Annotated in this window: 15 protein-coding genes; 5 read left to right on the forward strand and 10 right to left on the reverse strand. The window is 69.8% G+C overall.

Features of this window, described 5'->3' with window-relative positions; translation table 11 throughout:
- Positions 1-4: 4 nt before the first annotated feature.
- Genes C3481_RS13525 through C3481_RS13540 form a run of 4 tightly spaced genes read right to left on the reverse strand, consistent with a single transcriptional unit; the run spans position 5 to position 4,999 of the window.
- Positions 5-454 carry a MaoC/PaaZ C-terminal domain-containing protein gene (locus C3481_RS13525; RefSeq protein WP_103842834.1) on the reverse strand — a complete coding sequence of 150 codons (450 nt, stop codon included), beginning with the start codon at positions 452-454 and terminating at the stop codon, positions 5-7.
- Positions 451-1,203 (reverse strand): 3-oxoacyl-ACP reductase FabG, encoded by a 753-nt coding sequence (gene fabG / locus C3481_RS13530; protein WP_103842984.1) that lies wholly within the window; start codon positions 1,201-1,203, stop codon positions 451-453. Before fabG ends, C3481_RS13525 begins: the two co-directional genes overlap by 4 nt.
- Complete coding sequence (locus C3481_RS13535) at positions 1,200-2,945, reverse strand: hydantoinase B/oxoprolinase family protein (RefSeq protein ID WP_103842836.1); 1,746 nt, start codon at positions 2,943-2,945, stop codon at positions 1,200-1,202. The genes fabG and C3481_RS13535 overlap by 4 nt, the downstream gene beginning before the upstream one ends.
- Positions 2,942-4,999, reverse strand: a complete 2,058-nt coding sequence (locus tag C3481_RS13540; RefSeq protein ID WP_103842838.1) for a hydantoinase/oxoprolinase family protein — start codon at positions 4,997-4,999, stop codon at positions 2,942-2,944. The genes C3481_RS13535 and C3481_RS13540 overlap by 4 nt, the downstream gene beginning before the upstream one ends.
- A 111-nt stretch (positions 5,000-5,110) precedes the next feature.
- Here C3481_RS13540 and C3481_RS13545 point away from each other — a divergent pair, with 111 nt between their 5' ends.
- Entirely contained in the window at positions 5,111-5,950 is an 840-nt protein-coding gene (locus C3481_RS13545) for an enoyl-CoA hydratase-related protein (protein WP_103842840.1), read from the forward strand.
- Positions 5,951-5,977: 27 nt separating this feature from the next.
- On the forward strand, positions 5,978-6,772 hold the full coding sequence (locus C3481_RS13550) for an IclR family transcriptional regulator (protein ID WP_103842842.1): 795 nt from the start codon (positions 5,978-5,980) through the stop codon (positions 6,770-6,772).
- Positions 6,773-6,794: 22 nt separating this feature from the next.
- Here C3481_RS13550 and C3481_RS13555 read toward each other — a convergent pair whose 3' ends face one another.
- The 5 genes from C3481_RS13555 to C3481_RS13575 all read right to left on the reverse strand — a co-directional run bounded on the left by C3481_RS13555 (position 6,795) and on the right by C3481_RS13575 (position 12,301).
- Positions 6,795-7,658 (reverse strand): ABC transporter permease, encoded by an 864-nt coding sequence (locus C3481_RS13555; RefSeq protein WP_103842844.1) that lies wholly within the window; start codon positions 7,656-7,658, stop codon positions 6,795-6,797.
- Positions 7,655-8,446 (reverse strand): ABC transporter ATP-binding protein, encoded by a 792-nt coding sequence (locus C3481_RS13560; protein WP_103842846.1) that lies wholly within the window; start codon positions 8,444-8,446, stop codon positions 7,655-7,657. The genes C3481_RS13555 and C3481_RS13560 overlap by 4 nt, the downstream gene beginning before the upstream one ends.
- A gap of 23 nt (positions 8,447-8,469) precedes the next feature.
- Positions 8,470-9,309, reverse strand: a complete 840-nt coding sequence (locus tag C3481_RS13565) for an ABC transporter permease (protein ID WP_103842848.1) — start codon at positions 9,307-9,309, stop codon at positions 8,470-8,472.
- A gap of 4 nt (positions 9,310-9,313) precedes the next feature.
- Positions 9,314-10,621 carry a hypothetical protein gene (locus tag C3481_RS13570; RefSeq protein WP_103842850.1) on the reverse strand — a complete coding sequence of 436 codons (1,308 nt, stop codon included), beginning with the start codon at positions 10,619-10,621 and terminating at the stop codon, positions 9,314-9,316.
- An 84-nt stretch (positions 10,622-10,705) separates the two neighbouring features.
- Positions 10,706-12,301, reverse strand: a complete 1,596-nt coding sequence (locus C3481_RS13575) for a long-chain fatty acid--CoA ligase (RefSeq protein WP_103842853.1) — start codon at positions 12,299-12,301, stop codon at positions 10,706-10,708.
- A gap of 273 nt (positions 12,302-12,574) precedes the next feature.
- On the opposite strand from C3481_RS13575, the gene C3481_RS16560 reads away from it, so the two are divergent.
- Positions 12,575-12,739: a hypothetical protein gene (locus C3481_RS16560; protein ID WP_181021940.1), complete on the forward strand. Its 165-nt coding sequence runs from the start codon at positions 12,575-12,577 to the stop codon at positions 12,737-12,739.
- 55 nt (positions 12,740-12,794) lie between these two features.
- Here the strand turns inward: C3481_RS16560 and C3481_RS13580 are convergent, their stop codons facing one another.
- Complete coding sequence (locus tag C3481_RS13580; RefSeq protein WP_146053659.1) at positions 12,795-14,624, reverse strand: DUF4012 domain-containing protein; 1,830 nt, start codon at positions 14,622-14,624, stop codon at positions 12,795-12,797.
- A 258-nt stretch (positions 14,625-14,882) separates the two neighbouring features.
- Here C3481_RS13580 and C3481_RS13585 point away from each other — a divergent pair, with 258 nt between their 5' ends.
- Positions 14,883-16,331: a sugar transferase gene (locus C3481_RS13585; protein WP_103842986.1), complete on the forward strand. Its 1,449-nt coding sequence runs from the start codon at positions 14,883-14,885 to the stop codon at positions 16,329-16,331.
- Positions 16,332-16,446: 115 nt separating this feature from the next.
- Entirely contained in the window at positions 16,447-17,763 is a 1,317-nt protein-coding gene (locus C3481_RS13590; protein ID WP_103842857.1) for a hypothetical protein, read from the forward strand.
- Positions 17,764-17,765: the final 2 nt, after the last annotated feature.

Here is a 17,765-nt window from a genome sequence, read left to right on the forward strand (position 1 = left end):
ACTCTCAGTACGGGAAGAGGACGATGGATGTGGCGACGGCGACCGGCTGCGTCCGGGAACGCGTCTCGAAGCGCAGATCGAGACTCACGCGCATCCCGTCGGGTCGGGGCGTGACGTCGGCGACGGTCGCCGCGATGCGCACCTCACTGCCGACGGGCACGGGGGCGAGGAAGCGCACGCGGTCGAGGCCGTAGTTCAGGGCGCGCCCCGCGTCGGTCACGTCCACGAGACGGCCCCACGCGCCGCCGACGAGGCTGAGCAGCAGCAGGCCGTGCACGATCGTCCCGCCGATCGCGGCGGCGCGCTGCGGATCGACGTGGATCCACTGGGCGTCGCCGCTCAGCGCCGCGAAGTCGTCGACCTGCGCCTGCGCGATGACCTCGAAGGGCGTAGCGCCGAGGTCGGTGCCGATGAGTTCGGGCAGTCCCGCCACGGTCGTCCGAATCGCGGTCACAGGTCCAGCCCGCCGTCGACGGTGAGCACCTGACCGGTGATGAACCCCGCATCTTCTCCGGCGAGGAACGCGATCGCGGCCGCAACGTCGGCCGGGGTGCCGACGCGGCGCACCGGCGTCAGCTCCGCGGTGCGCTCGCGGAACTCCTCCGGCGTCAGCTGCAGCCGGTCGGCCGTCGCATCGGTCATGTCTGTGGCGATGAAGCCGGGCGCGACCGCGTTGACCGTGATGCCGAAGCGTCCGAGCTCGAGCGCGAGCGTCTTCGACAGACCGACGATGCCGGCCTTGGCAGCGGAGTAATTCGCCTGGCCCCGGTTGCCGGTCGCGGCGATGCTCGACAGGCTGACGATGCGCCCGTATCCGGCGGCGACCATCACGCGCTGAGCGGCACGACTCATGAGGAAGGCCCCGCGCAGATGCACGGCGAGCACGATTTCCCAGTCGTCCAAAGACATCCGGTGGACGAGGTTGTCGCGCAGCACGCCGGCGTTGTTGACGAGCACGTCGAGGCGCCCTGTCCGGGCGACGACCGCATCGACGGCGCGCTCGGCGGACGCCTCGTCGGCGACGTCGACCGCGAGCCCGAAGGCACCCGGCAACCGCCGGGCGGCCGCGACGGCGGCATCCTCGCGGAGGTCGGCGATCGCGACCGTGACGCCCTGCGCTGCCAGGCGCTCGGCGGTCGCGAAGCCGATCCCGCCCGCTCCGCCGGTGACGAGGGCGACGTGCCGGCCCACGACAGCACTCATCGCGAGACGATCCATGCACCGTCGGGTCGGCCCGGTGCCGGCTCCACGGTGACGCCGTAGTCGCGGCGGGCCGCCTCGGGCGAGATGTAGCCGTCGTCGAGGTCGTCCTGGATCTCGGCGAGCCCGCGTTCCGCCGGGTCGCCGTAGCCGCCGCCGCCCGCGCACGTGAAGGTCAGGCGTGCACCGGCGGGCACACGGGTCGGCGGCGTCTTGCTCGACAGCGTCCGCACCTCGCCATCGGGCAGCACGAGCTCGAAACGCGCGAGGGCGCCGGGGCGCCCCCCGCGCAGACCGTAGGGGCGGCTGCGATCGCGGTCGGCCACGATCGTCACGGTCGATCGCTCGGTGAACTCCAGCACACGGGTGATGCCGGAGCCGCCGCGCGTCCGACCGGCCCCGCCGCCGTCGGGCGTCAACGCGTACGACAGGACGCGGACCGGATGCGCCGCCTCGAGGAGCTCCGACGGGGTGTTGCCCGTGTTGCCGATGCTGGTGCGGCGGGCGTGCGAACCGTCGTTGCCCACCGAGCCGCCCTGGCCCGCACCGTGCACCTCGTACATGATCGCGTCGTCGGGCACGTCCTCGCGGGCGACGATGAGCACGGTCGCGCTGCCCGTTCCCGCGGCCGGGACGAGGTCGGGAACGGCCTGGGCGAGGGCGCCGAGCACGACGTCGGCGATGCGCGCCGAGGTCTCGTGGTTGCCGGCGACGACCGGCGCCGGCGCGTGCGGATTCACGATGGTGCCGAGGGGCGCGATGATGCGGACGGGGCGGTAGGACCCGGAGTTGGAGGCCGTGTGGGGCTCCGACAACGCCTTCAGGGCGAAGTACGCCGCCGAGACCGTCACCCCGTGCGGGCTGTTCATGCCGCCCCGCGATTGCCGCGACGAGCCGGTGAAGTCGATCGTGACCTCGTCGCCGCGCACCTCGACGGCGGCGTGGATGGCGATCGGCGACGGATCGAAGCTGTCGCCGTCGCAGTAGTCCTCGAACTCGTACCGACCGTCGGGGATCGCGGAGAACGCGGCGCGGGCGCGCTGCTCGCTGACGTCCAGCATCTGCCGCATCGCGTGGACCACCACATCCGCGCCGTACCGCTCGCAGAAGTCGGCCAGGCGTCGCTCGGCCGTGACGCATCCGGCGTACTGCGAGCGCATGTCGCCGAGGCGCTCGTCGGGGTTCCGGACGTTCGCGGTGATGATGTCGAGGACGTCCTGGTTGATGCGTCCCTCGCGGTAGATCTTCACGGGCGGCATCCGCAGGCCCTCGCCGAAGATGTCGGTCGCGAGGGTGAAGTAGCTGCCGGGCGCCGCGCCGCCGATGTCGACGTAGTGGCCACGGACCGCGGTGAAGGCGATGAGCTGCTCGCCCGCGAAGACCGGCTTGGCCATGAAGAAGTCGGGCATGTGGTTGTTGCCGCGGTAGGGGTCGTTCTGCAGGACGACGTCGCCGGGACGCAGATCGGCGGCATCGATGCGGTCGAGCACGCCGCGCATCGTCATGGGCATGCTGCCGAGGTGGATCGGGATGTCACCGACGCCCTGCGCGACGATGTCTCCGTCGGCGTCGAGCAGCGCGCACGACAGGTCGCCGGCCTCGCGCCAGAGGTTCGAGTACGCGGTCCGCAGCACGACCGCCTTCATCTCGGCGACGGCGGCCCGCAGCCCCGCGTCGATGACCGAGAAGCTGATGGGGTCGAGGGCCGTGTCCACGGTCTCGACGGGGTCGGTGAGCACGGTCATGCGCGTCCCTTCAGATGCAGGAGGAGGTTGCCGTGGGCGTCCACGGTCGTGCGGGATGCCGGCGGCACGACGACCGTCGTGTTGTCGCTGACGACGACGGCGGCGCCGTGGAAGAAGTGCCCGGGCAGCAGATCGTCGCGATGGAAGAGGGGCACGACCGAGCGCTCCGTGGACGACAGGTGCAGCACCCGCTCGCCGCTCGGGATCGCCTCCCGCTCGTCGGCGGGCGGCGGCTCGCTCTCGCCGCCGCCGGTCACCGCGCCGACTCCGGTCACCCGGGCCACGGCGACGTCGACGTTCTCGCCGTCGACCCGGAACCCGTTCAGCTGCTCGTGCAGGCGATGGAATCCCTCGATGGCGCGCACGGTCCACCCGGGTACGTCGACCCGGTCGACGGTGACCGTGATCGAGGTGTTCTGCCCCGCGTAGTGCAGGTCGAGACCGTAGAGGATCGTCTGGTCAGCGGCGTCGACGCCCTCGGCGTCGAGATGGGCGGTCGCCTGGTCGGCGAGCGCCGTCAGCGAGGCGGTCAGCGATGGCTCGATGGATGCGTCCATCCGGGCCATGAAGCTCGCGGCGTGGTTGTGGACGACGTCCGACACCACGAGCCCGACCGCCGAGAGCATCCCGGCGGACGGCGGGACGATGACGGTGGGGATCGACAGCTCGAGGGCGATGTCTGCGGCGTGCATCGGCCCGGCGCCGCCGAAGGCGGTCAGGGCGAACGAGCGGGGGTCGTGTCCGCGCCCGACGGACGCGGCGCGCACGGCACCGGCCATGGCGGCGTTCGAGATCCGGCGGATGCCGAGGGCCGTGGCGATCGGGTCGAGCCCGAGCCGCTCGCCGAGGCGGGTGCACGCGGCGAGCGCGGACGCGCGGTCGACGACGACGTCGTCGCCCAGACGCACACCGTCCTCGAGAATCCCGAGCACGACGTTGGCGTCGGTGACGGTCGGCTCGGTCCCGCCGCGGCCGTAGGCAGCCGGTCCGGGGCGCGCGCCGGCGCTCTGCGGCCCGACGAGGAACTGCCCGCCGGCGTCGACGTGGGCGATACTCCCCCCGCCGGTGCCGATCGTCTCGATGTCGACGGTGGGAACCTGCACCGGCAGGTCCATCGCGCGACTCGAGGTCGTGAGCGGCACCTGGGCATCCGCGATGAGGCAGACGTCGAAGCTCGTGCCGCCCATGTCGACGGTGATCGTGTCGGCGATGCCGGTCTGCCGCGAGACCAGACGTCCGGCCACGACTCCGCCCGACGGTCCGGAGAGCAGCAGGTTGACGGGGGTCTGCGCCGCGTTGGCCGGCGAGGTGACCCCGCCGTTGGACTGCATGATCCAGGTGCGCACATCGGGGTTCCACTCGGCGATGCGCGCCGTCAGCGATTCGAGGTAGGGCGCGCAGACCGGCTTGAGGTACGCGTTGAGCACCGTCGTGGCCGTCCGCTCGAACTCGCGCACCTGCGGGAGGACGTCGCTCGAGAGCGACACCGAGAGCTCGGGCACCTCGTCGCGCAGGATCTCGGCCGCCCGACGCTCGTGGCGCGCGTCGACGTGCGCGTAGAGGAAGGCGACCGCGACGCTCGTGATGCCTCGGGCGCGGATGGTGCGCGCCGCGGCCCGGACCGCCTCGTCGTCGAGCTCACGGACGACGCTGCCGTCGCCGTCGATCCGGCCCGGGATCTCGAAGCGGTCGCGACGGGCGACGAGGGGTCGTGGACCGGGGTCGAGGAGGTCGTACAGGGCGGACGCGGGACGCGTGAGCCGGGCGATCTCGAGCACGTCGCGGAATCCCTCGGTCGCGAGCATCGCGATGCGCGATCCGTTGCGCTCGAGCGCGAGGTTGGTGCCGATCGTCGTGCCGTGCACGAGCTCCTCGACGTCGTCGTGGTCGATTCCGGGCGCGAGCTCGACGACGCGGCGAGCGGCGGCGACGACGGCGCCGGCGGGGTCGTCGCCGCGCGACGACACCTTGGTGGCGCTGATGATGCCGCGCTCATCGTCCCACAGCACGGCGTCGGTGAAGGTGCCGCCCGCGTCGATCCCGATTCGCTTCACGTTTCTCCCCTGCTATTCCATCTGATGGAACATGTGTCTACTCTGTAGAATCATAGTAAGCATGGACGGCGGCTCCGTCAATCGACGGGCACCCACAGGAGAGGCGACGACATGACCATCGACGACACCACGACGACGACGTGGACGGCTTCGGGCGCGTACAGCGACATCACGTACGAGACCAGCCCGGACGGCATCGCGCTCATCACGATCGACCGCCCCCACAAGCGCAACGCTTTCCGTCCCCTGACGAGCGCGGAGCTCGTGCACGCCGTCGCGCGGGCCCGTCACGACTCGGCCGTCCGCGTCGTGCTGCTCCGCGGCGCCGGAGACCAGGCGTTCTGCTCGGGCGCCGACCTGTCCGAGCGCAGCGGGGACGCAGCGGACAGCTCGCACCGCGACATCGCTCCGGCCAACGTGCTCGACGTCCAGGTGGCCATCCGGCGCATCGAGAAGCCGGTGATCGCCCTCGTCGCCGGATACGCCGTCGGCGGCGGCCAGGTGCTGCAGCAGGTGTGCGACCTGTCGATCGCGGCCGAGAACGCCGTCTTCGGGCAGGTGGGCCCCCGCGTCGGCAGTTTCGACGGCGGCTACGGCATCAACCTCCTCGCCAAGCAGGTCGGGCACAAGCGGGCCAAGGAGATCTGGTTCCTCTGCCGTCGGTACGACGCCCAGCAGGCCCTCGCCTGGGGCCTCGTGAACACCGTGGTGCCACTCGTCCGACTGCTCGACGAGGGCGTCGTCTGGGCGCGGGAGCTGTGCGCCATGTCGCCCGCCGCCCTGCGGATGCTCAAGAATGCTGTGAGTGCGGAGGAGGACGGGCTGCACGGCGTCGCCCAGCTGGCGAACGACAGCTGCCTGCTCTACTACGGCACCGACGAGGCGGCCGAGGGCGCCGAGGCCTTCATGCAGAAGCGGCAGCCGGAGTTCTCGGACAAGCTCGCCTTCTGACGCGCACGACATCGAGGAGCAGGATCCATGGGAGCAAAGAACACCGCGCCGGGCGAAGAGCCCCAGGGAATGCTGGCGCGGGGCCTGTCGATCCTCGAAGCCCTGTCGCACCACCCCGACGGAGCGTCCGTCACCGACGTCGCACGCGACGTGGGTCTGCCGATGAGCACGACCCACCGCCTGCTCAGCACGGAGACATCTCTGGGGTACGTCGCGTTCGACCCCGAGCGCAAGACGTACCGCCTGGGGATGCGCGTGTTCGAGCTGGCCAACCGCGTGCGGGCGGTGACGGACCTCGGGTCGATCGCTCAGCCCGTCATGCGCGAGCTCAGCCGCCGCACCGGCGAGACGACCCAGCTTGCCGTCCTGAGCAACGCGCGCGCCCTGTTCCTCGAGAAGGTGGGCACCGAGCAGGCCGTCGGCATCCGCGGCGCCGTCGGGCAGAGCGAGCCTCTCTATGCGACCTCGACCGGCAAGACGCTGCTCAGTCAGCTCCCCGACGATCGCCTGACCGCGCTGCTCGACGAGATCGACCTCGCGCCGTGGTCGCCCACCACCATCACCTCGCGCGACGCGCTGCTCGGCGAGCTCGACCGCGTGCGATCGCGCGACTACGCGACCGCGGACGAGGAGTTCGATCAGGGGGTGCGGGCCATCGCCGTGCCGGTGCGGGACGGCCGCGACGTGACGCGGGCGGCGCTCTGCATCTCGGCGCCCGCCTTTCGGGTCTCGATGCAGCGGCTCACGGAATGGCTGCCCGAGCTGCAGGCGGCGGCGCACGAGATCGGCGTCCAGCTCCCCCTGCAGTCGCCGGACTACTGACCGCTCAGGCCCGCCAGGCCCCTCAGGCCCACCGCGTCACACGGGAGGCGAGCGCTCCGAGCAGGCGCATCGTCGCGAACGCCAGCGCCGAGAACACCAGCGCCACGACGACCATGCGGTCGACGAGCGAGAAGCGCAGCGTCTCGTTGAGCATCCACCCGAGCCCCGAGGTGAGCCCGTAGATCTCGCCCGCCAGCACCGAGGTCCAGGCGACCAGGCCGCCGAACACCAGCGTGCCGCGCAGCTCGGGCAGGATGGCGGGCAGCACGACGCGCAGCCACAGGTTGAGTCCGCGCACCCCCAGGGTCCGCGGGTACTCGGTGACGTGAGGACTGAGGTTCGCGACGGCGTTGGTCGTGCCCACGATCAGGATGAACGAGACGCCGAAGACGACGAACAGCACGGCCGACAGATCGGTCGCGCCAAACCAAAGGGTGAAGAGCGGCGCCATCGCGAGGCCGGGCAGCATCCGGAAGACCTCCGCGAGACCGCCCACGCTGAGACGCACCGGACGCACCGCCGACAGCAGCAGTCCCAGTCCGATGCCGACGACGAGCGACAGCAGCAGCCCCACGAGGACCCGCACGAGCGTCACGGCACTGTTCGCGGCGAGCGCGAGCACGGCACCCGGCACGCTCTGCGCACCGCCCGTGCTGGTCGCGGTGACGCCCCACCCGCCGCTCCAGTAGTCGCTCACTCCGAGCAGGCCGGTCGTGGCGACGGTGACGAGCGAGGGCATCACGCGGTCGCCCTGCGGGGTGGTGGCGGCGAAGACCTGCGCGACGACCTCCCAGGCGACGAGCGCGACGACGAGTCCCGCGATGACGCTGAGGGGCGACGGACGCGTCCGCAGGAGGAGCCGGCGCGCGGGTGCTGCGGCGGTCATGACTGCATCCTCGCCGGAGCCTGCAGCACCTCGAGCAGCCGCGAGCGGATCGCGTCCGCCTCGACGTTCATCCGCAGGTCGTCGCCGCGGGGCCGCCCGAACGGCAGGTCGATGTCGTAGCCGACACGACCGTCGGTGACGACGATGATGCGGTCGGCGAGCTTGAGCGCCTCGTCGACGTCGTGCGTCACGAACACGATGGTCTTGCCGGTCTCGCGCCAGAGCTCGAGCAGGGTCTCGTGCAGGTTGGCTCGGGTGAAGTAGTCGAGCGAACCGAACGGCTCGTCCATGAGCAGGATGTCGGGGTCGTTGGCGAACACCGCCGCGATCGCGACGCGTTTGCGCATGCCGCCCGACAGCTCCTTGGGCCAGGCCCGCTCGCGCCCCCGCAGGCCGACCGCTTCGATGAAGTGCCGCGCCCGGGGCAGCCACTCCGATACGAGCACCCGGCGCATGCGCGGACCGAACGAGATGCTGTCCTGCACGCGCAGCCACATCGGGATCGCGTCCTGCTGGAAGACCATGCCGAGGTTCGCGTCGGGCCCGGTGACCTCGGCCCCCTCGGCGAGGATGCGTCCGCCGGTGGCGGGCTGGAGTCCGGCCATACAGCGCAGCAGGGTGCTCTTGCCCTGGCCGGAGGGGCCGAGAATGCAGAGGAACTGTCCGCGCGGCACCGAGAGGTCGAGCCCCTTCAGCGGTGTCACCGCCTGGGTCCCCGTGCCGAACGAGACGGTGAGGTCGGTGATCTCAAACGCCGACGGCGTGCGGGTGAGAGGTGCAGAGGTCATGATCGCCCTTCTGTCTGGGTGGGTCACTGCCAACGGGTGAACAGCCGGATGACGCGTTGGAGGAGGAGGTCGAGGAGGATGGCGGCGACACCGATCGCGAGCGACAGGCCGAGCACCGCCGAGACGTCGCCCTGGCTCGCGCGGATCGCGATGATGCGCCCCGCGCCGAACTGCGATCCGAGCAGCTCCACGGTGGTCTGCACGGCGATCGCCGTCGACAGCGCCACCCGCAGGCCCGCGAGCACGGCCGGGAGCGCCGCCGGGACGACGACGTGACGGAACCGCCGACCCGCGTCGATGCCCTGGGTCGCCGCGTACTCCTCGATGGCGGGCGGCAGCGAGAGGGCGGCGGACTGTGCGACGAGGCCGACGGTGACGAAGCAGTAGAACGCGACGAGCACGACCTTGCCGAGCGACCCCTGCCCGAACCAGATGAGGCAGAACGGGGCGAGGACGAGCGCGGGGATCGACCCGAACACGAACAGAGCGGGCTCGGACAGGTTGCGCACGGACTGCAGCCGGGCGCTGAGGAGGCCCACCGCGGCACCGGCTGCCGAGCCGACGGCCCACGCGAGGGTCGCCATGCCGACGGTCCACGCGATGTTGATGCCGTATCCCGGCGTCCGAACGCCGAGGTAGGCGAGCCCGGGGTCGGCGACGAAGCTGCGGGTGAAGCTCGTCGCGACCTCGACGGGAGTCGGCAGCACTGCGCGGTAGCCGATGAGCACGGCACCGATCTGCCACACGACGAGGAAAGCGACCACGCCGATGGCCCGCCACTGCCAGCCTCGCACCCGTGGACGCCGCATCCCCCGCCCGGCGCGGGCGGCCGGGCGGGAGGCGGGGAGGGTCGCTGTCAGCATCCGCTCACTCCGCGGCGGCTGCCGCGAGCCGATAGGCGTCGAGATAGTTGCGCGCGTCGTACTGGGCCTGGGCGGAGGCCTTGAGCTCTCCGTCGGGCGCTGCTGTGAGAGCCTCGTCGGCGGCGGTCCGGTACTCCTGCAGCGCCGCCCAGATGTCGCCGGCGATGCTGAGCTGATCGGGCGTGTGCCCCTCGGCGATGACACCCTGAGCCGCGATGCTGTCGATCTGCGCACCCATCACGGTCCCGAAGAAGAAGGGCGCATCCTCGTCCTCGTAGAACTCGGCGGCGTCCTCGAAGGTGCGCAGCGAGTAGAGCCCGTCGAAGGTCGCGGCCAGGTCGGCGGCCGAGAGGTCGGAGCCGGTGTAGCTGTTGAGGTAGTCGATGTAGTCGGCGGCGACGCCCTCGGGGTCGGCCTCGAACTCGTCGACGAGGCGGTAGATCACCGAGGCGTAGCGCAGCAGCGTGTCCCAGTTGCCCTCCGCGAACTCAGTCGTGGTGAGGTAGCCCGAGAAGGTGGCTCGCAGCGAGACGGTCTCCTCGGCCGGAGAGTTCTCGATGACGTCGGGCAGCGCGACGAGCGACTCCCAGCCGTCGCCGAGCAGGCGCACGATCTCCACAGCACCCGTCGGCGAGACGAAGTCGGCTTGGCCCGCCTGGGCGGCGCGCACGATGTCGGGATTGGCGAGGTAGGTCACGTTCCACGCACCCATATCGGTGCCGGCCGTGCTGGTGATGAGCTGGTAGAAGGTGGGCACGACGCCGTCGCGCAGGATGACGTCCTGACCGTCGAGCTGCGACAGGACCGCGGCGAGCGCCTCGTCGTAGTCCTTGCCCGACTCCATCTCGTCGGCGAGCGTGCGGTACTTCCCCTCGGGCGCGAGGATGCGGTATCCGTAGAAGACGTCCTGGATCTGGAAGGCCACGACGTTGTCGACGTTGTCCATCTGCGAGATGAGCGCCGGCGGGTAGCCCGACCCGACCTCGATCTGACCGTTGAGAAGCGGCGTCACGGCGGCGATGAGATCGGCTTTCACGCCGACCGGAGCGGGGTCGAAGGTGATGCCGACGTCCGAGAAGTAGCCGCGGACGGCACCGGCTGCGGCGAGCATCTCGTCGCCGTAGGGGCTGAGGCCGGCTTTCAGCGTGACCTCGGGGATGGAATCGCCGGGCTCGCTCAGCTCGGCCGGCGCGAGCGAGGCGGGGGCCGCGCCCTCTCCGGCCGGGGTGTCCGAAGCGCAGCCTGCGAGCAGGGCGAGGACGGTGAGCGCGGCGGACGCGCCGAGAGTGGCGCGCAGTGCGGGCTTTCGCATGGTGTCTCCTGGTGGTGCGTCGGGTGGGTGTGTGGTGCGTCGGATGGGTGTGTGGTGCGTCGGCGGATGCGGGCGGTGCGGGAATCACGCAGGGGCACGCGATGCGGACGCCGCGTCGACCTCGAGCACGCGGGCGCCGACGACCGGCACCCCGCTGTAGAGGTCGTCGACGAGCTGCGCGTGGTTGTCGAGCACGACACGGCGGACGATCTTGCCGCCCGCGGTGAGCTCGCCGTCGTCGGCACGGAGCGCGCGGGGCACGAGGAGGACCCGGCGGACGCGCTCGGGCGGCGACAGCCGGCTGTTCACCTCGTGCAGCCCGTCGAGGAGGGCGTCGTCGTCCGGATGCCGTCCGAACACGATCGCGCTCAAGTAGGGCCGCCCGTCGCCGACGAGGAGGACGTCCGGGACGCCCAGCACGATCCGCATCCGGTTCTCGGTCGGCTCGGGCGCGATGTTCTTGCCCGTCGACGTGACGAGGAGGTTCTTCTTGCGCCCGGTGATCCACAGGAAGCCGTCGTCGTCGAGGGAGCCCAGGTCGCCGGTGCGCAGCCACCCGTCGACGAAGGCATCGCGCGTCGCCTCCGGGTCGTCGAGATACCCGACGAAGATGTTCGCGCCTCGGGCGAGCACTTCGCCGTCGTCGGCGATCCGCAGCTCCACCCCGGGCAGGGCGCGCCCCACGCTCCCGGGTCGCTGCGCGTGCGGTGCGCACAGGGTCAACGCGGCGGAGCTCTCGGTCAGGCCGTATCCCTCGACGAGCGGTACGCCCGCCCGGGCGTAGGCGTCGAGGATGGCCGCATCGATCGGCGCTCCGCCCGTGAGCGCGTACTTCAACCGGGTGCCGAAGACCTCGCGCAGGCGCTGCGGATCGCCGCCCACGCGGTGATAGGCACTCTCGAACAGCCGCGGCACTCCGGGCACGTAGGTCGGACGGCTCTGCCGGATCTGCTCGAGGAGGTTCGGTGTCGCGCCGCTGCCGTAGACGAGCTCGCCGCCGAGGGCGAGCGTGGAGAACTGCTGCAGCCGAGCCGAGACATGGGCCAGCGGGAGGTAGACGAAGGCGTGTGCGCGATGCTCCGCCCCCTCGGGTCCGGCCGCCTCGAACGCGGCCGCCGCGCTCACGACGGCGATCCAGTTCGCGTGGGTCAGGATGCAGCCCTTCGGGGCGCCGGTGGATCCCGACGAGAAGACGATCGAGAAGGTCCGATCCGCCGGCACCGCGGCCGCCCGGCCCTCGAGAGCCTCGCTCTGCTGAGCCGTCAGCGGGGTGGAGGCCGCGAGCGCGGCATCCACGTCGTTCTCTGCCAGCCGCATCACGACGGCCGACGTCGGCGGCAGGTCGTCGCGATCCGTGACGATGACCGCCGGCCGGGTTCGGGCCAGAAGCTCCGCGACCTGGTGCACCGACGACGTCGGGTACACCGGCACCGACGGCGCGCCGATCATGGCGGCGGCGAGATCGAAGACGGTCCACTCTGGCGAGGTCTGCGCGACGATCATGACCGGCGCCTCGGGTCCCGCCCCGGTGGCGTCGAGGACCGCTGCTGCGCGACGGACCTCGTCGTAGAGTTCGCCGTAGGTTCGCGACACCCACGAGCCCTCGCGCCGATAACGCTGCGCCCTCGCCGTGTTGCCCGCGCGCACGTGCGTCGAGAGCCAGGAGGCGATCGCAGTCATAATTCCACCTAATGGAAGAGGTATCTATCTGGTGGTATCACTCTAGATGGCGACTCAGGCGCGATCCGTCGATTTCGCTCATTCGTAACAGGCCTTTTACACGTCGCGGTGCGTCCTCGCGCCTAGCCGTCTCGCTCAGTCCTGCCTCGAGATGTCGGCGAAGTCGATCCGATGGCGCTGCAGCAGATCATCGGGTCGCCGCCGCTCGAGACCGCGCTATGAGCGCGGCCGTCCGCCGGCGCCAGCCTCGTCGGCGCATGGATCGCCTCGCGGGTGCGAGCGACCAACGGCCCGCTCGTCGCGATCGGCACCGGCGTCGGCGCGCTCGCCCTGGCCGCCGTCGGCTTCGTTCCCCGCCGAGGCACTCCCCCGGGTGGCCGTCGCGCTGCTCAGGAGCGCGGCGCGCTCGTGGCGAACGCGGCGAGCAACGACCGCTGACGGCCCGGTCGACCTCGATGAGATCGACCGGGCGCGGGCCTCACGTGTTGTATGGTCAGCCGGCGCAGCCCGGCGCGTCGATCGTCACCGGAGTGTCGCGCACCATCGGGGTGTGCCATACCTGCAACGGGCCGTACTCGCCGCCCGGCGTTCCGGTGAACGTCACGGTGACGGTGTGCGAGGACGCCGGCTGATTCTCGACGTTGATCTTCACCGCCGGGCGCCCGAGGTGCTCGACCGGCGTCGCTTCGACCGGCACACCGTCGACCGACGCCGAGGCGAGAGTCGAGCCCACCGGGCCGTAGAGCACGAGATCTGTGCTGGTTACGCCTTTCGGGAAGAAGCGCGCCGGTGAGACGTAGCGCGGCAGGTCGCGAACCGCATCGGGCTGCAGGGTGTAGTTCAGCGAGGAGTTGACCGTGAAGGTCGGCGCCGTCGCGGCGTCCACGCTGCAGACGTCGGATGCCACGGAGACAGCCGTGTCCATGTAGTAGTCGAGCTTGCCTTCGGTGATGTCGTTCACGTACGACCCGACCATCGTGGTCTCGGCGTTGTCGGCGGGGATCCGCCCCGTCATCCGACTGCCGGCGATCATCTCGGCCTCGGCCTCCGAGGCCGGCACGTAGAGGATGCGCCCCTCCTCCGCTGCGCGCACGACCTGATCGACGAGTGCGCGAGGATCTGAGACCGACGTGACCGAATCGAAGACCGCACCGGCGGCGACGGCGAAGAACGCGTCCTGCCGCGCATTGTCGAAGATGGCATTGCCGCTGTTGAAGCGCTCGTACACACCGTTCAACAGCGTCGGCACGACGTTCGCCGCATCCAGGGTTTCGCCGGTCGGTAGCGTCACGGGGCCGGTCGCCTCCATAAGGTAGCTGAGGGCCACCGGGTCGATCGAGAGCGTCCCGTCGACGGGTGTGCCGAACTGCTCCTGCCAGAAGGCGCCCATAATCCGCGCGGAGTCGGGGAAGTCCGGTGTCGTCGTCACGTCCTGCATGTATCGGCCGATCTTGTCTCCGTAGAGGGAGGCTGCGGCCGGGTCGAGCTCGACGATCGGGTCGGGCCGCCCGTTGTCGAAGTCGGTGCTCGACGCCTGCTGCGTGATGGAGATCGCACCGTTGTCGGCGGTGATCATGATGAGCGAGGCCGGGTTTCCGCCGGTGCCACGCGATTCCGCGTTGTTCTGGACGAGCACGAGATAGTTCCGGGGGCCTTCGGCGCCGAGGATGCCGGGGAGGATCGCGAGCGTCCTCTGCGCCGGCTCGACCACCGGCTCGATCTGAGCCAGTGCGTCATCGAGCTCAGCGACGCCCGACGCGACCTGATCGATCAAAGCCGACCGGTCGATGCCGTCGACCGTGGAACGCGCGTCGGTGAGCGCTGCCGAGGCGCGATCGAGGATGTCGGAGGCGAGATCCAGTTGCGCGACATCGATGCGCCCGTCGACTGGCGCAAGATTCTGCAGGCTGAGGCCTGTCGCGGGTTCCAGCGCGTTGACCACGAGGTCGTCGATGGTCTCGGCCACCTCGCGCACTGCGGTCAGGTTGGCCCCCGCCACCGGAATCGCCTCTCCGAAACGCCACATGTCGCCGTCGGCCTGCTCCTTCGCGTCGGCGGTCAGGCTGCGCAGCTGCGCGACCGAGGCCCGTGCCCCCTCGGTGTCGCTCGCGAGGATCTGTTCTTTCGCCGTCGCCGCCAGGGGAATCGCGGACTGCAGGGAGTCCCGCGCCGCGAACGCCCGGTCGGCGATGGCCTTGGCGACCAGGGCCCCTGCGATGCCGACGGCGATGACGAGGAGCAGGATGCCGATGGGCACCCAGAACCGGAAGCTGCGGAGCAATGGACGCTTCGCCTTGCGGGAACGGCGGGTTTCATCGGGCACCAGCACATCTTAGAAGGGGCGTTCTGCACGGCCGCCGGTAAGCACAGCTATCCAGGGCGAAAACCGGTTCGGATCGCGAACCGGTTTACACACTGGACACACACTGAAGGTAATCTGAGCGCCTGCGATGTACCGAACGAGGGGTACGGGGTGACGTCGGAGGCAGGATACGCAGTCGATTTACCGGTCGGGACACCGCCCGGTCCTGAGCCGAGCACGAGCGACAGTCGTCCGCGCGACACGGCATCGACGCCCACGATCAGGACGCCGCGGGATTGGCGCCCGGCGTATGCTCGCCGTCTTCGGATCACGGACTTCCTCGTGCTCGTGGCGGTGGTGTACGGTGCGCAGATCGTCTGGTTCGGCACCGGCAACGCGGCGGTCGACATCAGAGCGGATGTCCGCATCACCGAACTCTCGTACTGGTACTTCTCGACGGGCCTCGTCCTCGTCTGGATGATGGTGCTGCACCTCATCGATTCGAGAAGCCATCGGGTCGTCGGCACGGGCATGGCCGAGTATCGCCGCGTCGTGGACGCGAGTTTCCGATTGTTCGGTTTCATCGCGATCTTCGCCTTCCTGCTGAAGGTCGACGTGGCTCGGGGGTTCCTGCTGATCAGCCTTCCCGCCGGGATTCTGGCCCTCGTCGCCGAGCGGTGGCTGTGGCGGCAGTGGCTCATCCGCCAGCGCCGCCGGGGCGCGTACTCCGCGCGAGTGCTGCTGGTCGGGTCCGCACAGTCGGTCGCGCACATCGCGTCTGAGCTGCAACGTATGCCAGAGGCCGGCTACTCGGTCGTCGGGGCTTGCGTGCCGACCGGGAAGGTGGCCGAAACGATTCCCGGAACGACGATTCCGATCATGGGGAACGTCAACACCGTGGATCGGGCGCTTCGCGTGACCGGAGCCGACACCGTGGCCGTCACCAGCACCGACGACCTGCCGCCGATGAAGGTCAAGCAGATCTCCTGGCAGCTCGAAGCCGGCCGTCAGCACTTGGTGCTCGCCCCGAGCATCGTAGACATCGCCGGTCCTCGCCTGCACACACGGCCGGTCGCGGGTCTGCCCCTCATCCACGTCGAAACACCTCGCTTCAGCGGTGGCCAGCGTCTGGTGAAGCGCATGGTCGACTTGGTCGTCAGCGTTATCGGGGTGATCGCGATCAGCCCGCTTCTGGCGTTCCTCGCAGTCACCGTTCGGCTGACCTCGAGTGGCCCCGTACTCTTCCGACAGAAGCGGGTGGGGCTGCGCGGACGCGAGTTCACCATGCTCAAGTTCCGCTCGATGGTCGTGAACGCGGAGGAGATCCTGCCGCAACTGCTGTCCGAGCAGCGCGACGTGGGCAACGAGGTCCTCTTCAAGATGAAAGACGACCCCCGGGTCACCCCGATCGGGCGCATCATGCGCAAGTTCAGCCTCGATGAGCTCCCCCAGCTGTTCAACGTCATCGCCGGGTCGATGTCGCTCGTGGGACCTCGGCCGCCGCTGCCGTCCGAAGTGGAGCTTTACGCCGATCACGTGCATCGCCGGTTCCTCGCGAAGCCAGGCATCACCGGGCTGTGGCAGGTCAGCGGACGATCGACCCTGTCATGGGAGGAGTCGGTACGGCTGGACCTGTCTTACGTGGAGAACTGGAGCCTGCTGGGTGACGTCGTGATCGTGCTGAAGACAGCGCGGGCGGTGATCGCCCCCGGGGCGACAGCCCTATGAGGCTAAGCCTCCGCCGAGCTGCTCCGAATTGCGGCGCGAACCCGAAATGGGGCGTGTGCCAGACTGTTGGCGCGCCGGCATTCGTTCGCACTGGCCCCGGAAAGACCCTCCCGTCATGACTCTGTTCCTCGCTCTCCTCGCGACTGGTGCGCTCCATGTCGTTTTACTGGCGGTGGCCCCGCGCCACATCCGTAGCGTGAGCGTCGGACTCACGCTGTTGATCCTGAGCGTGATCTGGACGCCATCGGCCCCGACCGAGTGGCGAGAGGTCGCCGTCTGGTCGAGTGTCACGCTGATCACCTTGGCGTCCTTCGCGAAGCGCGATCGCGAAGACACACAACCCAATACCCCGCTCATCGTCGCCATCCTCGCGTTCATCGCGTTATGGGTCCTCGTCACCGCGGTCGCGAATCCGTCTGGCTTGTCCTCCGTCGCTCGGATTGCGGTCCTGGCCGCAGTGGTCGCAGTCGTTGCATGGCAGATGGACCGCTCTGAACGGCGTGCTTCGTTGAACTGGCTCGTCGCCGTGGCGGTCGTCCAGCTCGTGGCCGGCGCCTGGCAGTGGGCATTCGGGCGCCCACCCCTCTGGGGGTTCGGTCTCCGAGAGGACGGGACCGCGGCCACCTACATCAATCCACTTCTCGACGGCTTCGTGCGTGTACAGGGGACGACCGGTCACCCCATCCCGTACTCCACCTTGATCGCCCTGGCCACCATGACGATCATTGCTACCTGGGCGACGCGGCGCCGGTTCGGGGCCTGGCTGCTGCTCGCAATGTTCGCCGTCGCGCTGCTCGCGTCCGGCACGCGTTCGGTCCTGATCGCGTTGGCCATCGCCTTCGCCTACTTCTTTCTCATCGCGAGGGGCACGGATCCGGCGAAGAAGGTGCGAAACTACGTGCTGGCGGTCATCATCGCCGTTGTCGCTATCGCCGCCGACCTGGGACTGCGCACGGCGGCACAGGATCTGGTGGCTTCCGGCTCATTCACCAATCGCGCTGGTGCCCTGGAGTCCATCCCACGCCTGCTCGGCCGCCCCCTCGCCACAGTGATCTTCGGAAGCGGTTTCGGCTCCGAATCAGACCTGTTCGCGCGCGGTCTGCTGCAGCAGAACGGATTCAACGTCGTCGACAATCAGGTGGTCACCACCCTGGCCACGCAGGGTGTCATCGGCGTTGCGCTCCTCATCATCATCTTCGCTCTCGCTTTCCGCGACAACGACGCGGTCGGGCGCTCGCTCATCATCATCCTGGCTGTGATGCTGTTCTCCTTCGACTACCTGCGGTGGCCGCTCATGACAGTCGCAACGATGCTGATCCTTGGGATGCCCGCCCACCGACGAAGCGCAGGCGGGATCAATGCCGAAGACGCGGGCCGACCGCGACCGGACCAGTTCGCGCAGACCAGCGCCAACAGGCGGCACCTGCCATAGGA

Origin of the sequence: Microbacterium sp. Ru50 (assembly GCF_002920555.1) — a bacterium.
Taxonomy (GTDB): Bacteria; Actinomycetota; Actinomycetes; order Actinomycetales; family Microbacteriaceae; genus Microbacterium; species Microbacterium arborescens.